We start from the raw sequence: 22,312 nt of genomic DNA on the forward strand, positions 1-22,312 counted from the left end.
CATAACAACCATAATATTGTTTGTCGCTCTCTTTATATTTAATTCAGTAGTAAACTACACTTTGTAGTCTATTCTCTGAGTTCTACACAAAAAAAGGCAACCCACAAAATGTGGATTGCCTTTTTCATTTTCAATCAAAATATTTTAAATATTCACCATAGCCTTCTTCTTGTAATTTATCTTTAGGTATAAATTTCAAGGCAGCAGAGTTAATACAATAACGTAACCCTGTTGGCTGAGGACCATCTGGGAAAACATGTCCTAAATGTGAATCAGCTTCTCCACTACGCACTTCAGTGCGACGCATACCAAAGCTTGTATCGAAGTTTTCTTGTATACTAGCACCTTCCACCGGCTTGCTAAAGCTTGGCCATCCGCAACCTGCATTGAATTTGTCTTTTGAGTGAAATAAGGGTTCCCCAGATACGATATCAACGTATAGACCTTCTTCAAAATGACTATCATATTCGTTTTGGAATGGTGGCTCTGTCCCATGCTCTTGCGTGACATGATATTGCATCGGTGTTAATGTTTTCAACTTTTCTTCTTTGTTCATGATTTTGTCCCCCAATGCTGTTGTTGGAATGTAACTCGTCCTGAGCCAATTGAATAGCGCTCGTAATGTGCTGGATTCTTTTTGTAATAATGTTGATGATAAGTTTCTGCTGGGTAAAACGTTGTTGCTGGTAGAATTTGTACAGCGATTGGAGCTTTAAATTTACCTGATTCTTGTAATGCCTTTTTTGATGCTTCAGCTTTGTTACGCTGATCTTCATCATGGTAGAAAATGGCTGTCATATAAGACTGTCCACGGTCATAAAATTGACCACCAGCATCTGTTGGATCGATTAAAGTCCAGTAAAGATCAACTAACTTTTCATAAGAATAAATCGCTGGGTCAAAAGTAATTTGTACAGCTTCAAAATGTCCCGTTGTTTCACTACAAACTTCCTCATAAGTCGGATTTTCTGTATGTCCCCCAGTGTAACCAGATATGACGGACTCAATGCCCTCTTGCTGATCGAATGGTTTTACCATACACCAAAAGCATCCACCTGCAAATGTTGCTAATGCCATGTGCTACTCCTCCTATTCTTGAACGGGTACTGTTACTTCCAGTATAATCTTACCTTCTTTTAAATTAAATTCTTTTGCTTGCATGCGAGAACCTGAAAGTACTTCTATTTCTGTTAAACCCATATATACTTCCTCTTTGTTTGGACGAATAACCATCCAAGAAGGTAAATCTACTGAGTCATTTAATAATTTCAATGCCGTGCTTGGAGGGATATTCAACATTCCAACTTCTACATTTGTTTGTTTTAATATAAGATTGCCTTCTTCATCAATTGTTGGATCAAATTTCATCGTAATAGGCAGCTCCATACCAAAAACACTAAGCTCACTTACTAAAGACACTTCTTCATTGATGTACATATGTACAGGGATGGATTTAGCTTTCATCGCGTCCTGAATGTACTTGTTTGCAATGGCTTCAAAATCCGCTGGTGTTGTTTGAACTGATAGTTTACTACCTTCAGGCATTGCTGTTGTTTCTGGTATTGGCGCATCAGTTGCCGGTTTCGTAATGAACACAAACAATCCAATCATTACTGATAACATTAATGCAGTTAAAAAGAAAAAAGCTATTTTCCACTTATTCACCGTCACATCACTCCTTGAAGTCCATTTCCCCGTTGGTTAATTTTTTTAAACCGCATGACTTGATTGACCCTATTATGCGATCCGTCATTTCATCGTAGCCTCTTGCATTAGGATGGAAAAAGTCCGTATGATAAACCATATTCTCGTTCGAATCGAATAAATCCTCTACATTTACAAAACATGCATTTTTATCTGCCTCTGCAAAATCTTGAATATCTGTATTCCATTCATACAAAATCGTATTTAGGTCCGATTTTTCCTTCGTAAAGATAGAAAGAGGATTATAAACGCTTATTAAAATTATGGGCGCAGATTTATTTTTTTTTCGAATTAACTCCATAATTTTACCATAACGTTTTTGAAATTCGATGCGTTCCGAATCAAATGCTTCTTTATTTAAATTCATCAAATCACGTCTGACAATTTTCATCAAGTCATTTCCACCCATAGTGAGCGATATAAAATCAGCTTTTTTTAATTGTTCGTCAATTTTACCGCTCTCAAGCTGTGCTACGAGTTGATCACTTCGTCGACCTTTTTTTGCTGTATTTTCAACTTCGACGTATTTAACGCCTTCCCAGCCAAGCATCTGATCCGATAATCTACCGACATAACCTTGCTGATTTAACTCATCGCCAACACCTTCTGTTAAAGAATCACCTAAAGCAACGTAAATAATGTCTTTAGGGATGACTTCTTCAATAACTGGCATTTTTATTTCTTTGCTGCAAGCACTTAATAAAAGAAGTGCAAGCATGAAAATTATTAATTTCTTCACGTTCCATTTCTTCCTTTCGTTAAGTACGTCTAATGAAAGAAAGCAGGGAATGAAATCATCCCCTGCTCATCATATTAATCGGTATAGTACATAAAGCCAATTGCACCTGGGCCTGTATGTGTACTAATAATTGGTGAAGTATAGGCAAATTTCGTATCCATATAACCTGATTCTTCAAGTTGTTTTTTAAGTGGCTCTGCCATTGCTAACCCTTCAGCATGCGAAAGACCCACTCCTTTTATAACTTTCCCTTGTGTATCTTCTTTAAACTGATTAAATAAATATTTAACTACTTGTTTATGGCTTCGTACTTTTGCCACTGGGTTGTATGCTCCACCTTCAAGTGAAGCAATTGGTTTAATATTAAGTAAAGAACCAATCATACCTTTCCCTTTACCAATACGGCCACCTTTAATTAAATTATCTAAAACGTCAACAACGACGTATAAATTTGTATTTTCACGAACTATATTTAATCTTTCAACGATTTCTTCAACTGATTTACCTTGGTCAGCTAATTGGCAAGCTTCAAGTACTTGGAACCCTAAGCCAAATGAAGTAAAACGTGAATCAATAACGGTTACTTTTGAATCCGTCATACTTGCAGCAGCTTCTGCTGATTTTACAGTACCACTCATACCGCCAGTCATCATGATTGCAATAATCTCGTCGCCATCTTTTCCTAGTTCATCAAATAATTCTTTAAATACACCTGCAGCAGGTTGAGAACTTTTTGGTAATTCCTTCGCTTTACTCATTTGATCAAGGAATTCGATTGGAGTAATATCGACACCATCAGTATATGTTTGACCTTCAATATGAATTGATAGTGGAACGATATGTATTTCGTGTTTTTCAATTTCTTCTTTTGTTAAATCCGCTGTTGAATCCGTTACTATATGAATTCGTCTCACATTGACACATCCTTTATTTCATTGTTCTTATTATAAATTTAAAGCAAGGTCATTGTAAACCGTTAGCTATTTATTCTATTTTACTAGCTTTTGTCACACGATACACGTGACATTTGTCAGTTCAAATGCATTAAAATCAGTCGCATAATAGAAATATACAAAAAAACTTTCCGCAACAAGGAGGCAATTCATATGCAACAGGCTTTTGATTATAAAAACACGAAAGAAGAAATATGGAATGCCATAACACATGGCATCGCTTTCTTATTATGTATTCCAGCGCTTGTCTTACTCATTATGAAAGCAGTTGATAAAGGCTCTACACTATATGTTGTTAGCTTCATCGTTTTTGGCGTTTCAATGTTAATTCTATTTTTAGCTTCAACTTTACTTCACAGCATGCCTGAAAAATATAAAAAAATCTTTGCTATATTAGACCACTCATCTATCTACATTTTAATTGCAGGTACATATACACCTTTTCTGTTGATTGCATTAAACGGAGCACTAGGATGGACTTTATTTGGTATCATTTGGGCGTTAGCGTTACTTGGTATTCTTTTTAAATGTTTCTTTATCCACCGTTTTGAATTTGTTTCAGTGATCTTCTACATTCTAATGGGATGGCTTATTATTATCGCTATTAAGCCATTATATGCACATATTACTGGTGCAGGCTTCTCTCTACTTTTAAGTGGCGGGATTTTATATACGATAGGTGCTTTTTTCTACGCTTATCGAAAAATACCTTATAATCATGCGATCTGGCACTTATTTGTCATTGCAGGTAGTGCCATGATGTACTCATGTATATTGTTTTATGTATAATTGACTTTCTTATTTCCATTATTAGTTTGTCACTTATTTAACTATAATATAGTCAATTCAAATAAAAGGTTGCCACTAGTTACTTACCAGTGGCAACCTTTTCATTTACTTATTTACGCTCATATACCAAATACGTAAACTTCAAACCATCGTCTGTTTCATTCACTTCAGACTGGGAAACAACTTGCCATTCTTCATCATATGATGGGAAAAATGTATCGCCTTCGTATTGTTTTTCAATCTTCGTAACGTAAAGACGATCTGCCATTGGCAATGTAATACGGAAAATTTGCTCGCCACCAATAATCATTATTTCCTCTGATTCTTTTTTAGCTTGGGCTAATGCTTCTTCTAGTGAATGCACTATAACAATACCTTCTCTTACATACTTTTCATCACGTGTAATAACGATATTCGTACGACCTGGTAGAGGCTTCCCGATAGACTCGAACGTTTTGCGCCCCATAATCATCGGTTTTCCCATCGTTGTACGTTTAAAATAAGCTAAGTCCCCTGGTAAATGCCATGGCATTGCATTATTTAAGCCAATAACGTTATTTTCATCATGAGCAACGATTAATGAAATCATTTACAAACCCCCTTATACAGCAATTGGCGCTTTAATGCGTGGATAAGGATCATATCCATCAATTGCTAAATCCTCTATTTCATACTCAAAAATGGATTCTTTTTCAGTTTTAATAATAAGCTGTGGCAATTCACGTGGTGATCGTGATAGCTGCTCTTTTACTTGATCAAAGTGGTTACTATATAGATGTGCATCACCTAAAGTATGGACAAAATCCCCCACTTCTAAGCCACATTCTTTCGCGATAAGATGCGTTAATAACGCATATGAAGCGATATTGAATGGTACACCTAGGAATACATCTGCACTACGCTGATAAAGCTGGCAAGAGAGTTTCCCATCTGCTACATAAAATTGGAATAGTGTATGGCATGGTGGCAAAGCCATATCATCTACTTCTGCAGGATTCCAAGCACTGACAATATGGCGACGTGAATTAGGATTGTTTTTAATTGATTCAATGACATTTTTCACTTGATCAATTGTTTCCCCATTATCTGCTGGCCATGAACGCCATTGTTTACCGTATACTGGTCCAAGATCGCCAAATGCTTGAGCAAAATCTTCATCATTTAATACTTTCTCTTGGAAAATAGTCATTTGCTCTTCGTATTGAACTTTAAATTCAGGATCCTCATTGGCACGCAAACCGAAATTCGTCATATCAGGTCCTTCATATTGGTCGCTTTTTACCCATTTTTCAAAAGCCCATTCATCCCAAATATGATTATTCTGTGCAATAAGTGTACGTACATTTGTATCGCCTTTTAAAAACCACAGTAATTCAGTCGCAATAAGACGGAAAGCAGTTCTTTTTGTTGTTAATAAAGGAAAACCCTTTTGTAAGTCAAATCTCATTTGATAACCAAACACACTGCGCGTACCTGTTCCTGTACGATCCCCTTTATCATTTCCTTCGTCTAAAATATGTTGGCAAAGTTGTAAATATTGTAGCACGGAACTGCCTCCTAGAAATTTATATAGTTTTAACTATATCATATTATTCCCCTTTATTATCTTAATAGCTTACGGAAAATAGTTAAAAAGATGAAAGAAATAATTACAATTACGCCCATAAATATCTGAATATTTCCTGGGTAATATTCAGATATTTCATGTTGTAGGGAATAATAGATAATGTCTATGTTAATGCATCTCCTTCCAACAACCTACAGTCTACAAACATATCCTCAAATATTCTTGCACTATCTCATTAAATATTTCCTGAAAATAAATAAAAGACTCCCCCGCACTTTTCTAAGCGGAAGAGTCTACTTTATCAGTTGTTTGAAATTTTTAATTTGCTTATCCAACTAATTTGATCAGTCCTTTTAGGTAAACTAAAATCAAGACAACCATTTAGGGGGAGTATTTTTAGACCAGTAGATTTCACCTAGGTCATAATGAGCTGTGAATTGATCTTCATACGTGTGGTAATGGAAATTGTAGTAATAGCCATCAAATGGCCGATTTTCAGTACGTACATGGAAGCGTATGACATCTTGTTTAGTTCCTGTGTTATATACATGGAAAATCTTCTCTGCATAATCACCACTTGGATTTTCAGTAATTGCCAATGACTTTGTTGTTTCGTTATCAAGACGATTTACTGTCATTTCAATTGCTTCTTGCATTTTAGGTAAAATGACATCATCAAATTCATCACTAATCTGTGGACCTACTCGTGAGCCAAATTTTAAATAGGCTTGTTCCTTTGCTGCTACAAAGGCATACTCTTCAAAAGTCTGTTCCTCTTCTGTTGAAATAACTGACTCATTCTGCGTTTCTATGTATTTCGTTAGTTGACTAGTAGTATCTCCTGAAAATTGTGCTTTAACATTGGAACTGTGATCTAGTAAACCTTCCCATATTGCATGACTCGGCGTAATTAAACCTAATGTGATTACCGCTACGGATGCAACAAGGAATTTTTGAATCCATTTTTGCATAATCATTACCTACTTTCGAACATTTTTAAATCTTTTAATATCTATATTATATATACGAATCTCACTAGTAAAAGTTTCAACATTCATAGTTTAATTGTACAAAAACTACAATAATAAAGATACTATTAGGAATATATAAACTATTACAATTAAATCCAATTCATAGCTAACTGATTTATTTTATAGTTCACACTATTACTTTACACTATAGGTATTGAACTAAAACATTATTACTGAAGTATCTTCAGAAAATCTATGTTTATTGTAAGTACATTTAGACACATAATTAAGACACTCCACAGATTTTATGTCTCACTAGTATATTGATATGCTTGAAATAAACTATCATCATTTACAGCAGATATATGTACGTATTTGTAAAAATTTGTTCACAAATCCTTGATGTATAAGGAATTGTATAGATTTTTTACTTTATTCATTGTACAATAATAATGAATAAACATGTTCGCTTTTTGTAATAAAGGAGGGACAAAAATTATGTCTTCAATTGCTATTGGTATTGGATTTTTATGTTTATTAGGATACTTATGCTCTCTATGTTTCACGGACTAATATTTACTAAGCCGCCTTGTTCTATTTGAACAAGGCGGTTTTTCATTACAAAATATATAAATTTTTTAATGATATTCTTCCTTGTATGCAAAAAACACAAGTACAATAAGTACTCGTGTTTTTTGTTAATTACATATTGGTATTAAACGCTGTCCTAAATAAAACGTCATTCCTTCTGTTTCAATAGGACGAGCAATGTGGGGGGCATTCATTAATATGCGGATGATTGAGACATTTTCATTTCTCAGTCTACATTCCGCTTTCATATTAAGTTTTTCAGTGAACATCTCATTTTTAAAGCGTCTAATATTATTAGCCGTGATTAAGAAAAATGATGATGCAAAAAGGCTATTAGAAACTTTTGCCTCTTTTATATTTAAATAATGGACAGACTGATCCACAGCAGGATAAACTTTTTCATGACTTTGAACTAAATTCCACGTCGGGAGCCCAGATTCTGTTACGCCATCTACTGCACAGCCATTCAATACCTGTAAAACCGGGTCACGACTTGCACCATAAGAATACGATGCACTTTTACATTCATTGAATGAATGTGAAGCTAGTTGTTTAGCATTTTTCTCCTTTTTAGCTTGCTTAAATAACTGTAAAGGGAAAATACCAACATTTGTTTCAGTGGTAATGACTTCTTTATTATTAGAAAATGGAGATTTCTCTAACGCATGAACAATTGCCATCGTACCATCAATTCCTGCATTCACTTCTCTAATTGGCGTAAAGTACCGAAGTCTTATATCAGCTAACTTAGACTTAACGATAAAAATTGTTTGCGTGAATCCAGTTTTCATTGCCACTTCTTGCATTTCAGAAGCTGTAAGTGAATTCCCGTCAAAAACAACCCCGATATTTGACTTACCCGTATGGCCACTTTTTCTCACTTCAAACATATAAACTTTGACCATGTCCTTGCTCACTTCCTTCAAGTAATAGATAAGAGACCGCCTTATTGATTGAACAATAAGGCGTGGTTTAATATTAGAAACTGTTTAAAAATGCTGTGATGAAGTGTAGACGTCCTGGTTCAGCCATTGAGAAAGTAGTAATAGAAGCCCCCACAAATGATAATAATGATAAAAGACTTATTACAGCGATTTTAGTTTTTTTCATAGTTAATTCTCCCCTACATATTTTTTTAAGCATTCAGTGCAAAGTAATTGCATTTCAAATGCTTTTTTATATTTTTTATTCTTTGCTAAATAGGTTGCGTAATGCTCAGAAGCTAGCTTTAATTCTTTTAAATCAATATGTTCTTTAAATATTTCGATACTTTGTTGAATAAATTCTTCATATTTTACAAAGTTACCTTTTTCATATTCTACCTTTGCTACTAAAAAATAATATCCAGCTCTCTGTTTATTTGTTAAGATACTATCTTCTAAAATATCCATCTCACATTCAAGAGTTTCTAACTGATTTAGTTTCAATAATATTTCTAACCTTAGTCTATTAGAAACAAATTTGTCAGCATAGCTAACTGTTTTTTTATATTTGATAGCAAAATCTATTTGTGATAAAGCTTCATCTAATTGATTTGTCTGAAATAAGATAAATGCATAATTATGATGCAATAATGCCTTTAAATTATGAAATTCCGGACGACAGATATTAAGCCCTCTTTCGATAAACTCTATTGCTTGTTTAAATTCATTTTTCTCTATTAATAAAATTGAAATTAAATTATAACTGTCTCCAGCCTTCATCCATTCATGTAACTTTAAATATAAATCCTTAGCTTCTATAGCATAAGATAGTGCATATTCAAATTGGCATTGATGATAATGTGACATTGCAATATTATATGAGATACGAGCTTTTAGTAATTGATCTTCACTAGTCAAAAGAAGCCTCTTGAACATTTCTCCACTTATCTTATAATCTCCAACATAGTAATGATATACCGCGGTGACATAAAGATATTGATACCTTGTAGAAACAAATAATTGAGATTCATCAATTTCTACTTTTGCAATTTCATTTTCATATAATTCAATTGCCAGATTATCTTGTTCCATCTTTACTAATGCTAAAAACTTAAGAAGCATAAAGTAATATTCTTGTCGAACGGAAGGTATATATTGAAATTGAACTTGATGTAAGTCCAAAAATTGCCGGACCTCTTCAACACTCTCCTTTTCAATTTTAGTTTCCAGGGTGGATAAGATATTTTGCATTTCAGTTGTATCTTCATAAATATTATGAAAATATCTTTCCGGCACTTCAAGTCTACCGGCTAGTAACTTGAGTGTATCAATAGAAGGGGTATATCTGCAATTCTCAATATTGCTGTAATGGGTTGGCGAGATGATTCCGTGACAAATATCTGCCTGTTTTAACCCCTTTAAAAGTCTGATTCGTTTAATTCTATTGCCAAGCTTCAAATCTTTCTCCCCCACTTCACAAAGAGCTAGTCATTTCTAAGAAAATATTGTTTTTTGATTTTAATTGAAATAAATACCAAAAAAGTATATTTCGGTGATTTTTTAGTGCCATTCCCTATTTACATTTTATTATTTAATAGGCATTTAGTATATAAAAAATAACATTTCTCTTTAAATAAATCATGATTAATAGGTAATTATTAGACATATTTTATTATAAAAAAACTGCTATTCACCGATTTTGATACCGTGAATAACAGTTTTTTTTTATGTTACTTCCTTAATTCCATAGTGAAATTTTGACGACAGACGGGTATCTCGAACAAAGCCATATTGCTCAAATAAATCAGAGCGGAAGTGCGCTTTTAATACTACTCTTTTCTTAGCAACACGTTCTGCTTGTACCATCCATTCATCCGATAACCCTTCATGAAGGCCTGCTTTTCGAAGTGGTTGAAAGCTAGTAGACTCTTCAATCGTTTCTTCGAACATTGGGTCCATATAGACTACTTCAAAACTATTGTCAGGTTGTAATTTCAAATAATCTAATGCTACTGAATGAACGACTTCAATCTGTTCCATACAAGAAAGAAGTGGTAAATCCGTTATATCGTAGCGCTTCATCCCTTCGCTTACGATGAATGCAACATTGGCATTACCCTCACAGCCAATTACTTTACCTGATTCACCGACCGCAAAAGCCGCCATCATACTATCTGTTGCCATACCTAATGTACAATCAAGAAAGGTATCGCCCTCATTCAACTGGCATGCAGCTAAAAAGGTATCTATTTCCCCCCTAGCTGCACGTTTCAAACGGAATGCTGCAGAACTTGGGTGGAAGAAGAAAGGAGCATCTGCCCCTAACGCATGATATTCATAGCGGTTTTTTCCCGCAACAATTACATTTGCATTATAAAATGTTGCCATTTTCGCAATACCACGCTTTTTTCGCTCAACAAAACGTACATTTAACGTGCTACATGCTCGTTCGGCAAGTTGCTTTGATAATGCATCTGGTCTTGCTGCAGTGGTAACAATCGTTGTTATTTCGCACATACTTGATCTAACACACCTGCTAAATGATCACGTACTTGCTCCATCGCGAATCCCTCGATTTGTTCACGTGGGATGAAATAAGCTAACTGACCATCTTTTAATAGTGCAATAGAAGGAGAGCTTGGTAACACTTCCTCAAAATAACTACGCATTTGTGCAGTTGCTTCCTTATCTTGTCCAGCAAATACTGTCACTAAATGATCTGGTTTATGTTCAGCAGCCTCAAGAGCTGCAGCAACAGCCGGTCTTGCTAAACCTGCAGCACAACCACAAACTGAGTTAATCACTACAAGTGAAGTACCTTTAGATTCTTGAACATGATCAGCAACATCATCTGGAGTTAATAGCTCTGTAAATCCAACATTAACTAGCTCCTCGCGCATTGGTTTAACAATACCTAACATATATTCTTCGTAAGCATTCATATTTTCATCCTCTTTCGTATCTATTTATATTCCTTGATTTATAAGGGTTTTTACCTTCTTATTGTATATGTACTTTCGTATAATTTCACCCTTTTTCACTTCTTATGTGATTTTTTTGTGATTTTTTCGAAAAAGATCACAATACAAATTCGTGCATAATATGCAACGAAAAACGATAAAGAGCGACTGCCAATTGGCTATCGCTCTTTATCATGTTCTAACAAGTACCTAATCTTACTAGAAGGCTTATATTCCCCCTTCATATTGGATAATACGTTATTTGCAATAAAAGGTGAATGATAGTTTATGATGTTTTTTCAATTTTTATTTTTCTAACAATCCTTTTAATTGTTTAAGTACAGTTGTAAATTCTTTATCATTTTCACTTTCCCTAAAATTGCGGAAAGGATTCCCTACTTTATTGATACGTTCTAAAACAGCAGAGATAGTAAACATACTCGGATTTAAAGTCTCGTTTACTTCATCCCAGAATAACGGCGTCGCAATGAATCCTTTTTCATTTCCCCTCGGTGAATATGGGGCAATTATTGTCTTCCCCTCACGATGTTGTACATAATCCAGGTACAATTTATTATTTCTATTTTTCTTTAAGCGTTCAGTCGTAAACCATTGTGGATTTTGTTCAGTTAAAAAGTCACAAACAAACTTAGTGAATATACCAGTCTCTTCATATGAAAATTTATCTAAAGGTAATGGAATATATATCTGCATTCCCTTTCCTCCAGAGGTCTTTACAAAAGAAATTAATTCGAATTGATCAAAGATAGCTTTCATATGCAATGCAGCTTCGACTGCTAAATGAAATTCATTTACAGATGGTGGATCCAAGTCAAATACAATTTCAGTTGGTCTATTTGTGTGAATAGGTTGAAATGGTATATGAAACTCTATAGCGAGTTGGTTTCCTAACCACAATAAGCTTTCGATGTTATTACAAATAATGAAGTTTGTATCTCCTACTTGTGTCGTTGTAACAAAATCAGGTACATTATCTGGACTACTTTTCTGATAAAAGCTTTCTCCTGGTACCCCGTGGGGATAACGAATAAGCGTTAAATTTCGGTCACGTAAAAACGGTAGCATATAAGGAGACACATTTTGTAGATACAATAAGTAATCATCCTTTAAAATATTGCTTGGAGGCCATATAGGCTTATCCGGATTTGTAACCTGAACTGATTCAGGAATTGGATGAAGTTGACGTTGCATTTGCTGCCAATGACATTCATCAGGACTCATCTCCAACTTAAAGGAATTGAATCTTGGTTCTCTTAATGTTTCTCCCATAAAATCAATGCACGCTATTTCTACACATATAGATGGTTCCAGTTCCCAAATGCTTTCTGAAATTTTTACCCCATTTGATTGAAATAGTGCAATTAAAGTATTGGTCTCTTCTTCTTTAAGACCGTGTTTAAACGTTACTACTTCCACAAGATGCTTATCTTGATAAATAGCACCATGAAAAAAGCCATTACTTTTATTGTATTTCGTAAGAATGGTAGTAACATATCTCCAATTTTTTATTTTTAACCAGTTAGTCGTTCTCTTTTCGCTAATCCATTTACTAGTCTTTCGTTTTGCAATAATCCCCTCTCCATTACTGACTAGTATTTTCTTCCACAATTCATTACTATCACTAAAAACGTCTATTGCTTGTAATCGATTAATGTCTTCATAATTTATTGTAGGTGGAAGTCTGAGCGTTTCAAATAATTTTTGTAAGACCTCTTTCCGCTTAATAAAATATGAGTTTGTCTGGCACTTCCCTTTATTTTCCAAACAGTCAAACACGACAAAATGACATGAGAATTTTTCTACATGCTTCTTTATAGTATTTTGACTACGCATTCGACCTCTTGTTTGTACTACAGAAAAATTACTATGAAAATTATTTGTTAAAAAAACAATTTCACCATCTAAAGTTAATGGTATAAACGATTTAATCTGTTCTTTAATTTCAAGGCAAAAATCAATTATCTCAGGGAAATTATGATTAAGTATATTCCCATTTCTACTTATAAGTGTAGGTTCTTCATCCCAAATAAGCATACATCTGAATCCGTCATACTTTGCTTCATACAACCAATCTTCTCCTATTGGAATTTCAGTTGAAGCCGTTAAGAGCATTGGTTTCAATTTCTCTCCTACTTTCGAATGGAATACATTTAGTTTTCGATTATTTCTGCTATTGATACATAAAAAAGGCGAATAATTGCATAGTAAGAAGAAAACGAGGTGAAAGTAATGCACACAGTTTGGAAAGGTAGCATTAGTTTTGGATTGGTTAACATACCAGTTAAACTCCATACTGCAACTGAAAATAAAGATATTAAGCTGAGACAACTACACAAGGAATGTAATACACCAATCAGTTATAAAAAGGTATGTGAGGGTTGTAATAAAGAAGTTAAAGACGAGGATATTGTGAAAGCATATGAATATGCAAAAAATAAGTTTGTAGTATTAGATGCTGATGAACTTGAAAATTTAAGAAAAGAAAATGAAGATAAGGCAGTAGAAATAATAGATTTTGTAAGGATAGAAGAAATTGATCCCATCTATTTTGACCGTTCTTATTTTTTATCTCCAGATACCACAGGCAGTAAAGCATATTCTCTTTTAAGAAAAACCTTAGAAGAATCCGGTAAGATAGGTGTTGCTAAAATCATTATAAGATCTAAAGAACAATTGGCAATAGTACGTGTATATAAGGATTCGTTAGTTATGGAAACCATTCATTTCCCTGATGAAGTTAGGAGTGTTGCTGATGTACCTAATATTCCGAGTGAACAAATAGTAGTTCAGAAGGAGCTTGATACAGCTCTACTGTTAGTGGATCAACTAACAACTGTATTTGAACCGACAAAATACACTGACGAGTATAGAACGGCATTGATGGAATTAATTGAAGAAAAGAAAACTAGCAGTACTGTAACTGCAAGCGATAAACAGCCAGTACCCAATAATGTTACTGATTTAATGACGGCACTTCAAGCTTCGTTAGATAAGACTAAGACTACTAAGAAAAAAACAACTACGAGAAAGAAAGTTACAAAAAAGACTTCTTAAACAGTTTTTAGGAAATGAACAATCCTTAACAATACATGTTTCACTTTCAGTTAAAAGGGAAAAAAATATCAATTTTATAGGAGGTATAAATATGTTTAGTTTTCTTTGGTTTCTTATTATAGGTGGTATTCTAGGTTGGTTAGCGAGCTTAATTATAGGTAAGGATATCCCAGGCGGAATTATTGGTAATATTATTGCAGGTATTATTGGCGCTTGGATAGGAGGAAGTTTGTTTGGACAATGGGGACCAGCCTTAAGTGATTTTTATATCTTCCCTGCTTTACTTGGTTCTATTATATTAATTTTAATAGTAAGCTTTATTATGTCATTAATGCGTAAAGCCGCTTGATGATGGGTGAATTGATAATATCAACCACTGTTATGTAAAAATGGTAGAACCAGCAGAAAAGTAATTAATTTCCCGTCCTTATTATGTTTAGGGACGGGATTTTTTTATTAACTTATTGCACTAATTTGTACCAGTTTAATTAATCAAACCTGACTTCGATCCCCTTTTATTCATTACATGCATTAGTTGGCTCATCACCGAATACTTTAGCGAATGTGTTAGATATCTTTTGTGTTTGTAAGCACATTTTATATTCTTTTTCATCTGATAATCCAAAGTTCAATACTAAACTTGCCATGATAGTTACTGAAAATACTACACCTAACCCAATAATCATTTTCTTTTTCATTTTGATTTCCCCTTTCAATTTGAAAATATTACCTATTACAAGCGTATCAAAGATTTAATAGCCCGTATATACAGTAGCAGACTGACAAAATTCTAAGACTCTAGTCTTAGAATTTCTAACTCGTAATTCGATATGTTTGGTTCCATCTTCTAGCTTCCACTCAGTTGTTTGTACTACACTTTTTAAGGTGACGAACCTACAGAAAAATAATTATTTTCCTTTCCTTATTAGATTTAAGTACGGAATTTTTTTGTACAAATAAAAAAGCCCTATCCAATCTATTAGCTACAGTTCTTTCAGATACTTTAAATTTTGAGTAACTATTGTATATGTACTTTCGTATAATTTCACCATATTTCACTTCTTATGCGATTTTTTCGAAAAAACCATATTATAATTTGTCCTTTATAAGTAAATAAAAAGACATAAACTAAACCCCGAATTGGATCACTTTTCAAGTGTCCAATATTCGGGGTTCAGTTCACATAGAAACAATATATTTCTTCAGAAGACATCTAATGCTTTTCTAATTATTCTGCAAAGCTTTCTGCCATTTTATTTTCTTTCCAAATGAATGTAAAACCAAGGCCGATGACCAAAATGACAGCTGCAAAAAGATATGGATAGTTTATATTTACGTCAAATAGTATTCCGGCCATAGCTGGTCCTACAATATTACCTAAGCTCGTATAGGTTGAGTTCATTCCAGCAACAAATCCTTGCTCTTTTCCGCCTGCTTTTGATAAAAATGTCGTCAATGCTGGGCGAAGCAAGTCAAATGCTAAGAAGATAAAGCAAGTAACCGTCAATACTGCCAAATAGCTAGAGATCATGGTAGAACCCACCGCCAGTATTGCACCTACAATTAGACATAATTGGATTAGTTTCTTTTCACCAAGAATATCTACTAATTTTCCGAACATAAATACTTGTACAACAACTCCGAAGATTGAGCTTATAGTAATAATAGCTGCAATGTCCTTCGGCGTGAAGCCAAATTTATGATCAGAAAAAAGGCTAAAAACTGTTTCATATGCTGATAAACCGAACGCCAGCACAAATACAATGATAAATGCAATAAAGAAAACCGGATTAAGTGATTTTTTTAAATCGCCTATAAAGTTTGTTTGCTTATTATTAGCGAAGTTTTCAGCAAGTTGTTCTTTTGTTAACGGCTCTTTCAAAATAAACATTGATGAAATGCATGCTAAAAAAGCAATGCCGGCCGCAAAGAAGAATGGCAAGCGTATACCATATTCAGCGATGAAACCACCAATACCAGGTCCTATAATAAAACCAGTACTAATGGCAGCAGAGATATAGCCCATTGCTTTTGGTCGTTCCTGAACTGATGTAATATCTGCAACATATGCAGTAACACCTGGCATAATAAAGGCGGCACTAATACCCCCTAGGATCCTTGATAAATAAAGTACCGATACGTGAGTACCTACACCAAAGATAAGTTCTGAAATACCAAAAAGGAATAAACCGAGTGTAATGATTTTCTTTCTGCCATAACGGTCAACCCAACGCCCTGCAAATGGTGACATAATCAGTTGTGCTACCGCAAATACAGCAATAAGATAGCCCATCGTACTTCCTGATAAATGCATGATATTCATAAAGGACGGCATAACCGGGATGATAAGCCCTATTCCTAGAAATGGAATGAATATATTGCTAAGCAGAATTAATAATACTGCTTTTTGATCTTTTATTGGTTTCTTCATGTATTAACACCTCTTTCTGTATGATTCAATGATGTGATACTCCCCTCCAAAATACTGTCCAAGAGGCTTCTAATTTATCCTTTAGCCGTTTTTCATCATTGCCGTAAACAAGTTCCAGCAAAATGGAATCGACAACTCCTAAGAAAGCATAAGTCGGCGTTACAGCTGACTCTCCAACGATTAATTTATCATTGATCCAATCCTGAAATTTTCTTTCCAGTATCGTCTGCACCTTTCCCTCAATATCTATGACTTCTTGTTCGATTACTTTTTCAAGATGGGCTGGTGGAAAAAAAGACATACGAAGCCAAAACTTTAACTGCTCATTTTTTTGGAAAAGATCTATGATCAATTGTAGAAATCCGTACAATACTTTTTCAGGATTTTTTTTATCAACTTTACTGAAATATTGGAGTTTTGAAGATAGCTCTGTCTCTTTCGCATCATGTAAAACTTGCAGAAAAAGATCATCTTTCCCTTTAAAATGGGAATAAATGGATTGTTTTTTCATACCAACTTCTTCAGCTATTAGAGAAAGGGAAGCTCCTTCATAACCATGAATTGTGAAATATTTTAGAGCTGCATCCTTAATTTCATCACTTTTCAATAATGTCACCTCAATTAATTACCTAACGAACGGTCGTTAGTTATACTAGCAAATTAAATAAAGAAAAGCAAGTGGAAAATACTCTACACTTGTGAAGTTTTGGTGTGAGTATTATAAGGTTGCAGAATAGTAAAGTAGCTGGAGGAAAATGGTTCAAAAGATAATATTTTATGTATCTGTGGAGAATGCGAAAAGATGTTTCAAGATGAGAAATAGTCGCATATGGCCTATCTATGAATTTAACAATGAATATTGCAAATCGAACAATTGATAAACTTGTAGATGCTTTGTAAGGACACAAGCATTAATACACTCAGATCAAAAATCCTCCCCTCCCCATACAGAAAGCAGAGTTAATTCTGAAACTTATTTTACTATTACAATTTATGTTTCATATTTATTTTATCGGGAATAAGTACAGCATGATTATAGGGAGGTTTACATATGTTTAGTTTTATTTGGTATCTTATTATTGGTGGGATTTTAGGTTGGTTAGCAGGTTTAATTCTTGGTAAGGATATTCCAGGAGGAGTTATAGGTAATATTATCGCAGGTATTATTGGTGCCTGGATAGGAGGAACATTATTAGGACAATGGGGTCCAACATTAAGTGACTTCTATATTATCCCAGCTTTAATTGGGTCTATCATATTAATTTTCTTCGTAAGTTTCATCATTAGATTAATGAATAAATAAAAATAAAGACCTGGGCTCATTGCTCAGGTTTTTATTCTCTCCCGAATATTCATGTCTATAAGAAAAGCACCATAATCAAGCCTTGACTACTTTTTACGTTTAGATGGTTAGTTTATACCGTTTTCGCTTTTCTTTTCTTATTAATATAGAAAGAAAAAAGATATCCAGCAGTCCAACCAAACACCATTAAAATAAACAATTCAAAATTGAATTTACCATAATAAAGCGATTGAACAATTAATACTACCGTTATAAAAATAAGAGATATGAAATAGTTTTTTATTCGAGGCAATTAAAACTACCTCCTTTTAAATTTTATTTAACAATGTACTTTTTAATGACACCAAACTAAATCATACATTGAAAAGACACTTGATGTATGTAATAAAAAAATGATATCCGTAACAACGTGAAATTTTATTAATCAAATAATCAATTAAAAGTGAACTATAGCAGCTCAGAAGATTCATCCAAATCTATTGTAATCTTTTCCACTTCCTTTACAGTATAGTATTTGTGAGCTAATCATAAACTATTTCAATAATCTTTATATTATTATCTCATATAATACTCCCTATATTTTCATCAAAAGTAAGTCTCTCACTCAAACAAAGAATTATATTTTTTTTAAAAAAAAATAAATAATTTCTTTATTTTTAGTCATATTTTCCCTTTGTCTCGAATATATGAATCATATGGTGGTTTTTGAATCATCCTTGCTATGGATAAAGACTGTAGAAAATGAAGCACTTAGGAGGAGTTAAGATGAAAGCAACGATTGAGAAACGTTTAGGTTTGAAGGAATTAGCGGACAAAGTTGTTTCTGCCGAAGAAGCTGCAGCACTAATTTCAGATGGAGATGTAGTTGGGATGAGTGGATTTACTCGTGCAGGAGACGCGAAAGTTGTGCCATTAGCACTAGTAGAACGTGCCAAAAACGAAAAATTCCAAATCGATGTTTATACAGGTGCTTCTCTTGGCCCTGAAGTAGACCGTTATTTAGCTGAAGCTGGCGTTATTCGTAAGCGTGGACCATATCAAGGTGAACCTGCATTACGAAATCTCATTAATAAGGGTGAAGTTCTATATGTAGACGGTCACCTTTCTCATGTTGCTGAATTAGTCCGACAAAATATTTATGGACCTATTAAATTCGCTATCATTGAGGCATGCGCTATTACGAAAGATGGTTATTTAATTCCTACAAATTCGGTTGGAAACTCACCAATCCTTGCAGATTTTGCAGAAAATATTATTGTTGAACTAAACATTTCATGCTCAGAATCTTTCATTGGTATTCATGATATTTATGTGCCTGAAAAGCAAGGTGATCGTGGTCCAATCCCAGTAGTAAGCGCTACTGATCGTATTGGAGAAATTGGCATTAAAATTGATCCTAAAAAAATCAAAGCTATTGTCATTTCAGAAAACACGGATGCCCCTTCTTTAATTGTGCCTCCTGATGAGGAAACAGATATTATGGCCAATAATCTACTTAATTTCTTACGAGATGAAATTAAGGCAGGTAGATTAACTTCTAAACTTGCTCCAATTCAATCTGGTGTTGGCTCAGTAGCAAATGCTGTCTTACAAGGATTCCAAGATTCAGAATTTGAAGATTTAGAAATTTATTCTGAAGTTCTACAAGATGCTGTCTTCCATCTAATTGATGCTGGAAAAGTAACATTTGCATCTGCTACTTCGATTACATTATCTGAGGAATTAGGTAAAGAAGTATTTGAAAATATGGACAAGTACGCTGATAAACTGTGCTTACGACCACAAGAAATAACTAACCAACCTGAAATAATTCGTCGTTTAGGTTTAATCTCAGTCAATGCGGCACTAGAGGCTGATATTTATGGGAATGTCAATTCAACACATGTTTCTGGTACACGAATGATGAATGGAATTGGCGGATCCGGTGACTTTGCCAGAAATGCAAGATTAGGTATTTTCGTAACAAAGTCTTATGCTAAAGGTGGCACTATCTCATCAATTGTTCCCATGGTCTCACACGTAGATCATACCGAACATGATGTAGATGTTTTGATTACTGAGCAAGGTGTAGCTGATCTACGCGGTTTAGCTCCGAAAGAACGCGTGCCTTTAATCATTGAAAACTGTGCACATCCCGATTACAAAGAACAACTATGGGCGTATTATAATGATGCTGTAAAAAAAACAGGTAATAGCCAAACACCTCATAATTTAGAAAAAGTATTTTCTTGGTACGTCAACTACGCTAAAAATGGAACAATGGTTGAGTAATTGTTCCGCTTGGTACACATTTAAACCAATCCTTTAAATAAAGAAAGAGCGCCTTTCCTGTAACAGAATAGTTGTCTTACTTCAACGCCCTTCACGTTAAATCATGAAAAGCTATATATCAATGATGAATGATATTTTCTGTATGGCTATCTCTTTCATTACCGCTCATTGCTAGTGGGGGACTTGGGGGACTATTTGGGGGACCCCTAAAATTATAAGGGGTTGGTAAATACAAAGCTGGCAGGCGCGTATACAACTCTAAAAATATATTTAAAAAGAGCGATGGCCTCTAGGCTATCGCTCTTTATTATATTCTAACCCTAGTCGCATTTTTACTTCCTCATTCACTTTATTAAGTAAAGCCACTTTAGAGTAACGCAATTCTTTATCGTTTCCTCGAATTTCAACAGTGTAAGCAACAAAATCAAAACTTACTTTTGGTGTATTAGCATCGCCGGCAATTTGTGGTTCATATTAATTTCCACCAAAACTCAATAATCTATAACTATCTTTACTACTATTATGCATAAGAGCATATTTGCCTTTAGGATTTCTTTGAGTTACTTTTTTAGAAGGAAGAACTTTTTTCCCTTTAGAATTGCCACCTTTTGTGACCGTTAATTTATAATTCTTGGAACTTTTTTTCAGCTTTTTTACTTTTGAATGAAAAGCTTTCGCTTTATTTAAATAATCTTCAATGTTTACTGCTTGTACATACTTATCTTTACCATGTTTTTTATAATGAAACTCGATAGAAGCTGGTGTAGAAACGAATGTTCCTTTATTCCAGTTAGAATATTTATTTTTTTTAACATGATAATACCCTGTTGAACTACCTTTGTTTAAATCACCCTTTTTAGTTCTTGCTGTAATTTCAAATTTATATTTTGTATTTAAAGATCGTACAGGTAAATCAACAAAGGCAATTTGTTTATTTGTCCAAGGTTGAACATTATAAAATGTTTTCACTTTCTTCGTTATCCCTTGATATGAAACTTTCCCGGTTTTTGAATCAATACTTCCGTTAGTTCCATAAGCGGTAATTTTTACAGTCACTTGTTGCATAGCGGAACCTTTTGTTGAAACTCCTATTGAAATCCCTCCAGCCAAGGGATAACTATCTACTGTCAATAAATATGCTTTTGAAGACGAAGTCTTCAATAATTTTGCTTCATCACCATTATGTACTTTTATGTTTATATCCTTTTCTTCTACTAATTCTTTTGCAGATACACCTAAATTATTCGGAATAAGATAAAATAATAAGAACATAGTGAATACAACAAAAAACTTACAAAAAGTATTAATTTTACTTTTATTCAATAATTCCACCTCCAAAGCTTTATATTACTATTTATATAATAAAAAAGCGTTAAAAATAGTGAAATTAGAACATTTTACATAATCCACACACTTATCAGTAAATTCTTATACCTATAAACCTATGAAAAATAAAAGGTATTTACCTGTTTTTAGTTTTTCAATACACTCTAATCCTTTTTGTAAATTAAACAAAATCTCTTGTTTATCATTTATTTCTCCCCATTTATCAAAACGAATGGGTTCCTCTTCCTTTTCAATTGATTGTCGCCATTTTTCCAATGTATCATTTAACAAAGGCACAGACTCTTTCACAAAAATATTAACACCAGCACAAAAATAATGTGTATCCGCCTCTAAAGTATCACTAGGATAACTCGCTGCTGGTACCCTAGCTAATAAATGTTCACCATAATAATCAACTAGTTCATCTGCAATTTTAAAATAATTCATCGAGCCCTCTAAAACCCCACTATGTAAAACTTCTAATGTTTCATTTAATACTTCTTCAGGGTCTTTTTCTATTGGAAAAAGAACAAAATCATAATAATCCATAATCATAATTCCTCTCTTCTATCTTTTCGTTGTAAATCATTTGTTATTGGATATTACAATTTTACTTCAATAATTGTTTTCCCACAAAGTAAATATACAATGATTATATAACCTCTCTTTTATCACTTTAGCTGTATTCTGTTTATGAGGTTGTAAGGAA

The 22,312-nt window shown here is 33.8% G+C and carries 25 protein-coding genes; 5 read left to right on the forward strand and 20 right to left on the reverse strand.

All coding sequences use genetic code 11. The features are described 5' to 3' along the window. Positions 1–130 precede the first annotated feature (130 nt). The 5 genes from msrB to MKY02_RS14250 form a co-directional block, all read right to left on the reverse strand. Complete coding sequence (gene msrB, locus MKY02_RS14230; protein WP_038189943.1) at positions 131–556, reverse strand: peptide-methionine (R)-S-oxide reductase MsrB; 426 nt, start codon at positions 554–556, stop codon at positions 131–133. Beyond that, complete coding sequence (gene msrA, locus MKY02_RS14235; protein WP_038189947.1) at positions 553–1,077, reverse strand: peptide-methionine (S)-S-oxide reductase MsrA; 525 nt, start codon at positions 1,075–1,077, stop codon at positions 553–555. Before msrA ends, msrB begins: the two co-directional genes overlap by 4 nt. Before the next feature lie 12 nt (positions 1,078–1,089). Then, positions 1,090–1,665: a YpmS family protein gene (locus MKY02_RS14240; RefSeq protein ID WP_038189965.1), complete on the reverse strand. Its 576-nt coding sequence runs from the start codon at positions 1,663–1,665 to the stop codon at positions 1,090–1,092. Positions 1,666–1,672: 7 nt separating this feature from the next. After that, a complete protein-coding gene (locus tag MKY02_RS14245) occupies positions 1,673–2,443 on the reverse strand; it encodes a GDSL-type esterase/lipase family protein (protein WP_038189986.1) in 771 nt (256 codons plus the stop codon). A gap of 74 nt (positions 2,444–2,517) precedes the next feature. Continuing rightward, positions 2,518–3,357, reverse strand: coding sequence for a DegV family protein (locus MKY02_RS14250; protein ID WP_038189996.1), 840 nt, complete (start codon positions 3,355–3,357; stop codon positions 2,518–2,520). Between the two features lie 192 nt (positions 3,358–3,549). On the opposite strand from MKY02_RS14250, the gene trhA reads away from it, so the two are divergent. Further along, entirely contained in the window at positions 3,550–4,185 is a 636-nt protein-coding gene (trhA, locus tag MKY02_RS14255) for a PAQR family membrane homeostasis protein TrhA (protein ID WP_038189997.1), read from the forward strand. A gap of 109 nt (positions 4,186–4,294) precedes the next feature. Here the strand turns inward: trhA and MKY02_RS14260 are convergent, their stop codons facing one another. The 9 genes from MKY02_RS14260 to MKY02_RS14300 form a co-directional block, all read right to left on the reverse strand. Beyond that, positions 4,295–4,774 carry a dihydrofolate reductase gene (locus MKY02_RS14260; protein WP_076033915.1) on the reverse strand — a complete coding sequence of 160 codons (480 nt, stop codon included), beginning with the start codon at positions 4,772–4,774 and terminating at the stop codon, positions 4,295–4,297. A gap of 12 nt (positions 4,775–4,786) precedes the next feature. After that, positions 4,787–5,731 (reverse strand): thymidylate synthase, encoded by a 945-nt coding sequence (locus MKY02_RS14265; protein ID WP_038190000.1) that lies wholly within the window; start codon positions 5,729–5,731, stop codon positions 4,787–4,789. A gap of 389 nt (positions 5,732–6,120) precedes the next feature. Continuing rightward, positions 6,121–6,723 (reverse strand): YpjP family protein, encoded by a 603-nt coding sequence (locus MKY02_RS14270; RefSeq protein WP_038190003.1) that lies wholly within the window; start codon positions 6,721–6,723, stop codon positions 6,121–6,123. A 698-nt stretch (positions 6,724–7,421) separates the two neighbouring features. After that, on the reverse strand, positions 7,422–8,219 hold the full coding sequence (locus tag MKY02_RS14275; RefSeq protein ID WP_051448836.1) for a PhzF family phenazine biosynthesis protein: 798 nt from the start codon (positions 8,217–8,219) through the stop codon (positions 7,422–7,424). A gap of 73 nt (positions 8,220–8,292) precedes the next feature. After that, complete coding sequence (locus MKY02_RS14280; RefSeq protein ID WP_268746473.1) at positions 8,293–8,424, reverse strand: hypothetical protein; 132 nt, start codon at positions 8,422–8,424, stop codon at positions 8,293–8,295. A gap of 2 nt (positions 8,425–8,426) precedes the next feature. Beyond that, positions 8,427–9,695, reverse strand: coding sequence for a helix-turn-helix domain-containing protein (locus tag MKY02_RS14285; protein ID WP_038190005.1), 1,269 nt, complete (start codon positions 9,693–9,695; stop codon positions 8,427–8,429). Between the two features lie 267 nt (positions 9,696–9,962). Next, a complete protein-coding gene (locus MKY02_RS14290; protein WP_038190007.1) occupies positions 9,963–10,754 on the reverse strand; it encodes a class I SAM-dependent methyltransferase in 792 nt (263 codons plus the stop codon). Further along, positions 10,742–11,179 carry a BrxA/BrxB family bacilliredoxin gene (locus tag MKY02_RS14295; protein ID WP_038190012.1) on the reverse strand — a complete coding sequence of 146 codons (438 nt, stop codon included), beginning with the start codon at positions 11,177–11,179 and terminating at the stop codon, positions 10,742–10,744. Before MKY02_RS14295 ends, MKY02_RS14290 begins: the two co-directional genes overlap by 13 nt. Positions 11,180–11,503: 324 nt before the next feature. Continuing rightward, on the reverse strand, positions 11,504–13,339 hold the full coding sequence (locus MKY02_RS14300; RefSeq protein WP_340711425.1) for a DNA ligase D: 1,836 nt from the start codon (positions 13,337–13,339) through the stop codon (positions 11,504–11,506). Positions 13,340–13,447: 108 nt separating this feature from the next. On the opposite strand from MKY02_RS14300, the gene ku reads away from it, so the two are divergent. Then, positions 13,448–14,272, forward strand: coding sequence for a non-homologous end joining protein Ku (gene ku / locus MKY02_RS14305; protein ID WP_038190018.1), 825 nt, complete (start codon positions 13,448–13,450; stop codon positions 14,270–14,272). Positions 14,273–14,363: 91 nt separating this feature from the next. After that, positions 14,364–14,621 (forward strand): GlsB/YeaQ/YmgE family stress response membrane protein, encoded by a 258-nt coding sequence (locus MKY02_RS14310; protein WP_076033919.1) that lies wholly within the window; start codon positions 14,364–14,366, stop codon positions 14,619–14,621. A gap of 166 nt (positions 14,622–14,787) precedes the next feature. Here the strand turns inward: MKY02_RS14310 and MKY02_RS14315 are convergent, their stop codons facing one another. The 3 genes from MKY02_RS14315 to MKY02_RS14325 all read right to left on the reverse strand — a co-directional run bounded on the left by MKY02_RS14315 (position 14,788) and on the right by MKY02_RS14325 (position 17,310). Further along, positions 14,788–14,970 carry a hypothetical protein gene (locus MKY02_RS14315; RefSeq protein ID WP_038190024.1) on the reverse strand — a complete coding sequence of 61 codons (183 nt, stop codon included), beginning with the start codon at positions 14,968–14,970 and terminating at the stop codon, positions 14,788–14,790. 530 nt (positions 14,971–15,500) lie between these two features. After that, complete coding sequence (locus MKY02_RS14320; RefSeq protein WP_038190027.1) at positions 15,501–16,703, reverse strand: MFS transporter; 1,203 nt, start codon at positions 16,701–16,703, stop codon at positions 15,501–15,503. Positions 16,704–16,728: 25 nt separating this feature from the next. Continuing rightward, positions 16,729–17,310, reverse strand: coding sequence for a TetR/AcrR family transcriptional regulator (locus tag MKY02_RS14325; protein WP_038190038.1), 582 nt, complete (start codon positions 17,308–17,310; stop codon positions 16,729–16,731). 444 nt (positions 17,311–17,754) lie between these two features. On the opposite strand from MKY02_RS14325, the gene MKY02_RS14330 reads away from it, so the two are divergent. Further along, positions 17,755–18,006, forward strand: coding sequence for a GlsB/YeaQ/YmgE family stress response membrane protein (locus tag MKY02_RS14330; protein ID WP_038190041.1), 252 nt, complete (start codon positions 17,755–17,757; stop codon positions 18,004–18,006). 112 nt (positions 18,007–18,118) lie between these two features. Here MKY02_RS14330 and MKY02_RS14335 read toward each other — a convergent pair whose 3' ends face one another. After that, the gene (locus tag MKY02_RS14335; protein ID WP_038190043.1) at positions 18,119–18,298 is read right to left on the reverse strand and encodes a hypothetical protein; all 180 of its coding nucleotides are present in this window, start codon (positions 18,296–18,298) and stop codon (positions 18,119–18,121) included. Positions 18,299–18,771: 473 nt separating this feature from the next. Between MKY02_RS14335 and MKY02_RS14340 the strand changes: the two genes are divergently transcribed. Continuing rightward, positions 18,772–20,277 carry a succinate CoA transferase gene (locus MKY02_RS14340; RefSeq protein ID WP_038190047.1) on the forward strand — a complete coding sequence of 502 codons (1,506 nt, stop codon included), beginning with the start codon at positions 18,772–18,774 and terminating at the stop codon, positions 20,275–20,277. A gap of 474 nt (positions 20,278–20,751) precedes the next feature. On the opposite strand, the gene MKY02_RS14345 is transcribed toward MKY02_RS14340, so the two are convergent. Beyond that, positions 20,752–21,600 carry a hypothetical protein gene (locus MKY02_RS14345; protein WP_038190051.1) on the reverse strand — a complete coding sequence of 283 codons (849 nt, stop codon included), beginning with the start codon at positions 21,598–21,600 and terminating at the stop codon, positions 20,752–20,754. 111 nt (positions 21,601–21,711) lie between these two features. Continuing rightward, positions 21,712–22,152 carry a hypothetical protein gene (locus MKY02_RS14350; protein WP_143690968.1) on the reverse strand — a complete coding sequence of 147 codons (441 nt, stop codon included), beginning with the start codon at positions 22,150–22,152 and terminating at the stop codon, positions 21,712–21,714. Positions 22,153–22,312: the final 160 nt, after the last annotated feature.

Origin of the sequence: Viridibacillus sp. FSL R5-0888 (assembly GCF_038009105.1) — a bacterium.
Classification (GTDB): domain Bacteria; phylum Bacillota; class Bacilli; order Bacillales_A; family Planococcaceae; genus Viridibacillus; species Viridibacillus arenosi.

What these genes read in the sequence shown, in the direction of transcription:
- MKY02_RS14340 (WP_038190047.1), top strand. Translation starts at nt 18,772, where the DNA reads ATGAAAGCAACGATTGAGAAACGTTTAGGTTTGAAGGAATTAGCGGAC.
- msrB (WP_038189943.1), bottom strand. Translation starts at nt 556, where the DNA reads ATGAACAAAGAAGAAAAGTTGAAAACATTAACACCGATGCAATATCAT.
- MKY02_RS14295 (WP_038190012.1), bottom strand. Translation starts at nt 11,179, where the DNA reads ATGAATGCTTACGAAGAATATATGTTAGGTATTGTTAAACCAATGCGC.
- trhA (WP_038189997.1), top strand. Translation starts at nt 3,550, where the DNA reads ATGCAACAGGCTTTTGATTATAAAAACACGAAAGAAGAAATATGGAAT.
- ku (WP_038190018.1), top strand. Translation starts at nt 13,448, where the DNA reads ATGCACACAGTTTGGAAAGGTAGCATTAGTTTTGGATTGGTTAACATA.
- MKY02_RS14275 (WP_051448836.1), bottom strand. Translation starts at nt 8,219, where the DNA reads ATGGTCAAAGTTTATATGTTTGAAGTGAGAAAAAGTGGCCATACGGGT.
- MKY02_RS14260 (WP_076033915.1), bottom strand. Translation starts at nt 4,774, where the DNA reads ATGATTTCATTAATCGTTGCTCATGATGAAAATAACGTTATTGGCTTA.
- MKY02_RS14280 (WP_268746473.1), bottom strand. Translation starts at nt 8,424, where the DNA reads ATGAAAAAAACTAAAATCGCTGTAATAAGTCTTTTATCATTATTATCA.
- MKY02_RS14310 (WP_076033919.1), top strand. Translation starts at nt 14,364, where the DNA reads ATGTTTAGTTTTCTTTGGTTTCTTATTATAGGTGGTATTCTAGGTTGG.
- MKY02_RS14290 (WP_038190007.1), bottom strand. Translation starts at nt 10,754, where the DNA reads ATGTGCGAAATAACAACGATTGTTACCACTGCAGCAAGACCAGATGCA.
- MKY02_RS14320 (WP_038190027.1), bottom strand. Translation starts at nt 16,703, where the DNA reads ATGAAGAAACCAATAAAAGATCAAAAAGCAGTATTATTAATTCTGCTT.
- MKY02_RS14350 (WP_143690968.1), bottom strand. Translation starts at nt 22,152, where the DNA reads ATGGATTATTATGATTTTGTTCTTTTTCCAATAGAAAAAGACCCTGAA.
- MKY02_RS14315 (WP_038190024.1), bottom strand. Translation starts at nt 14,970, where the DNA reads ATGAAAAAGAAAATGATTATTGGGTTAGGTGTAGTATTTTCAGTAACT.
- msrA (WP_038189947.1), bottom strand. Translation starts at nt 1,077, where the DNA reads ATGGCATTAGCAACATTTGCAGGTGGATGCTTTTGGTGTATGGTAAAA.
- MKY02_RS14270 (WP_038190003.1), bottom strand. Translation starts at nt 6,723, where the DNA reads ATGCAAAAATGGATTCAAAAATTCCTTGTTGCATCCGTAGCGGTAATC.
- MKY02_RS14330 (WP_038190041.1), top strand. Translation starts at nt 17,755, where the DNA reads ATGTTTAGTTTTATTTGGTATCTTATTATTGGTGGGATTTTAGGTTGG.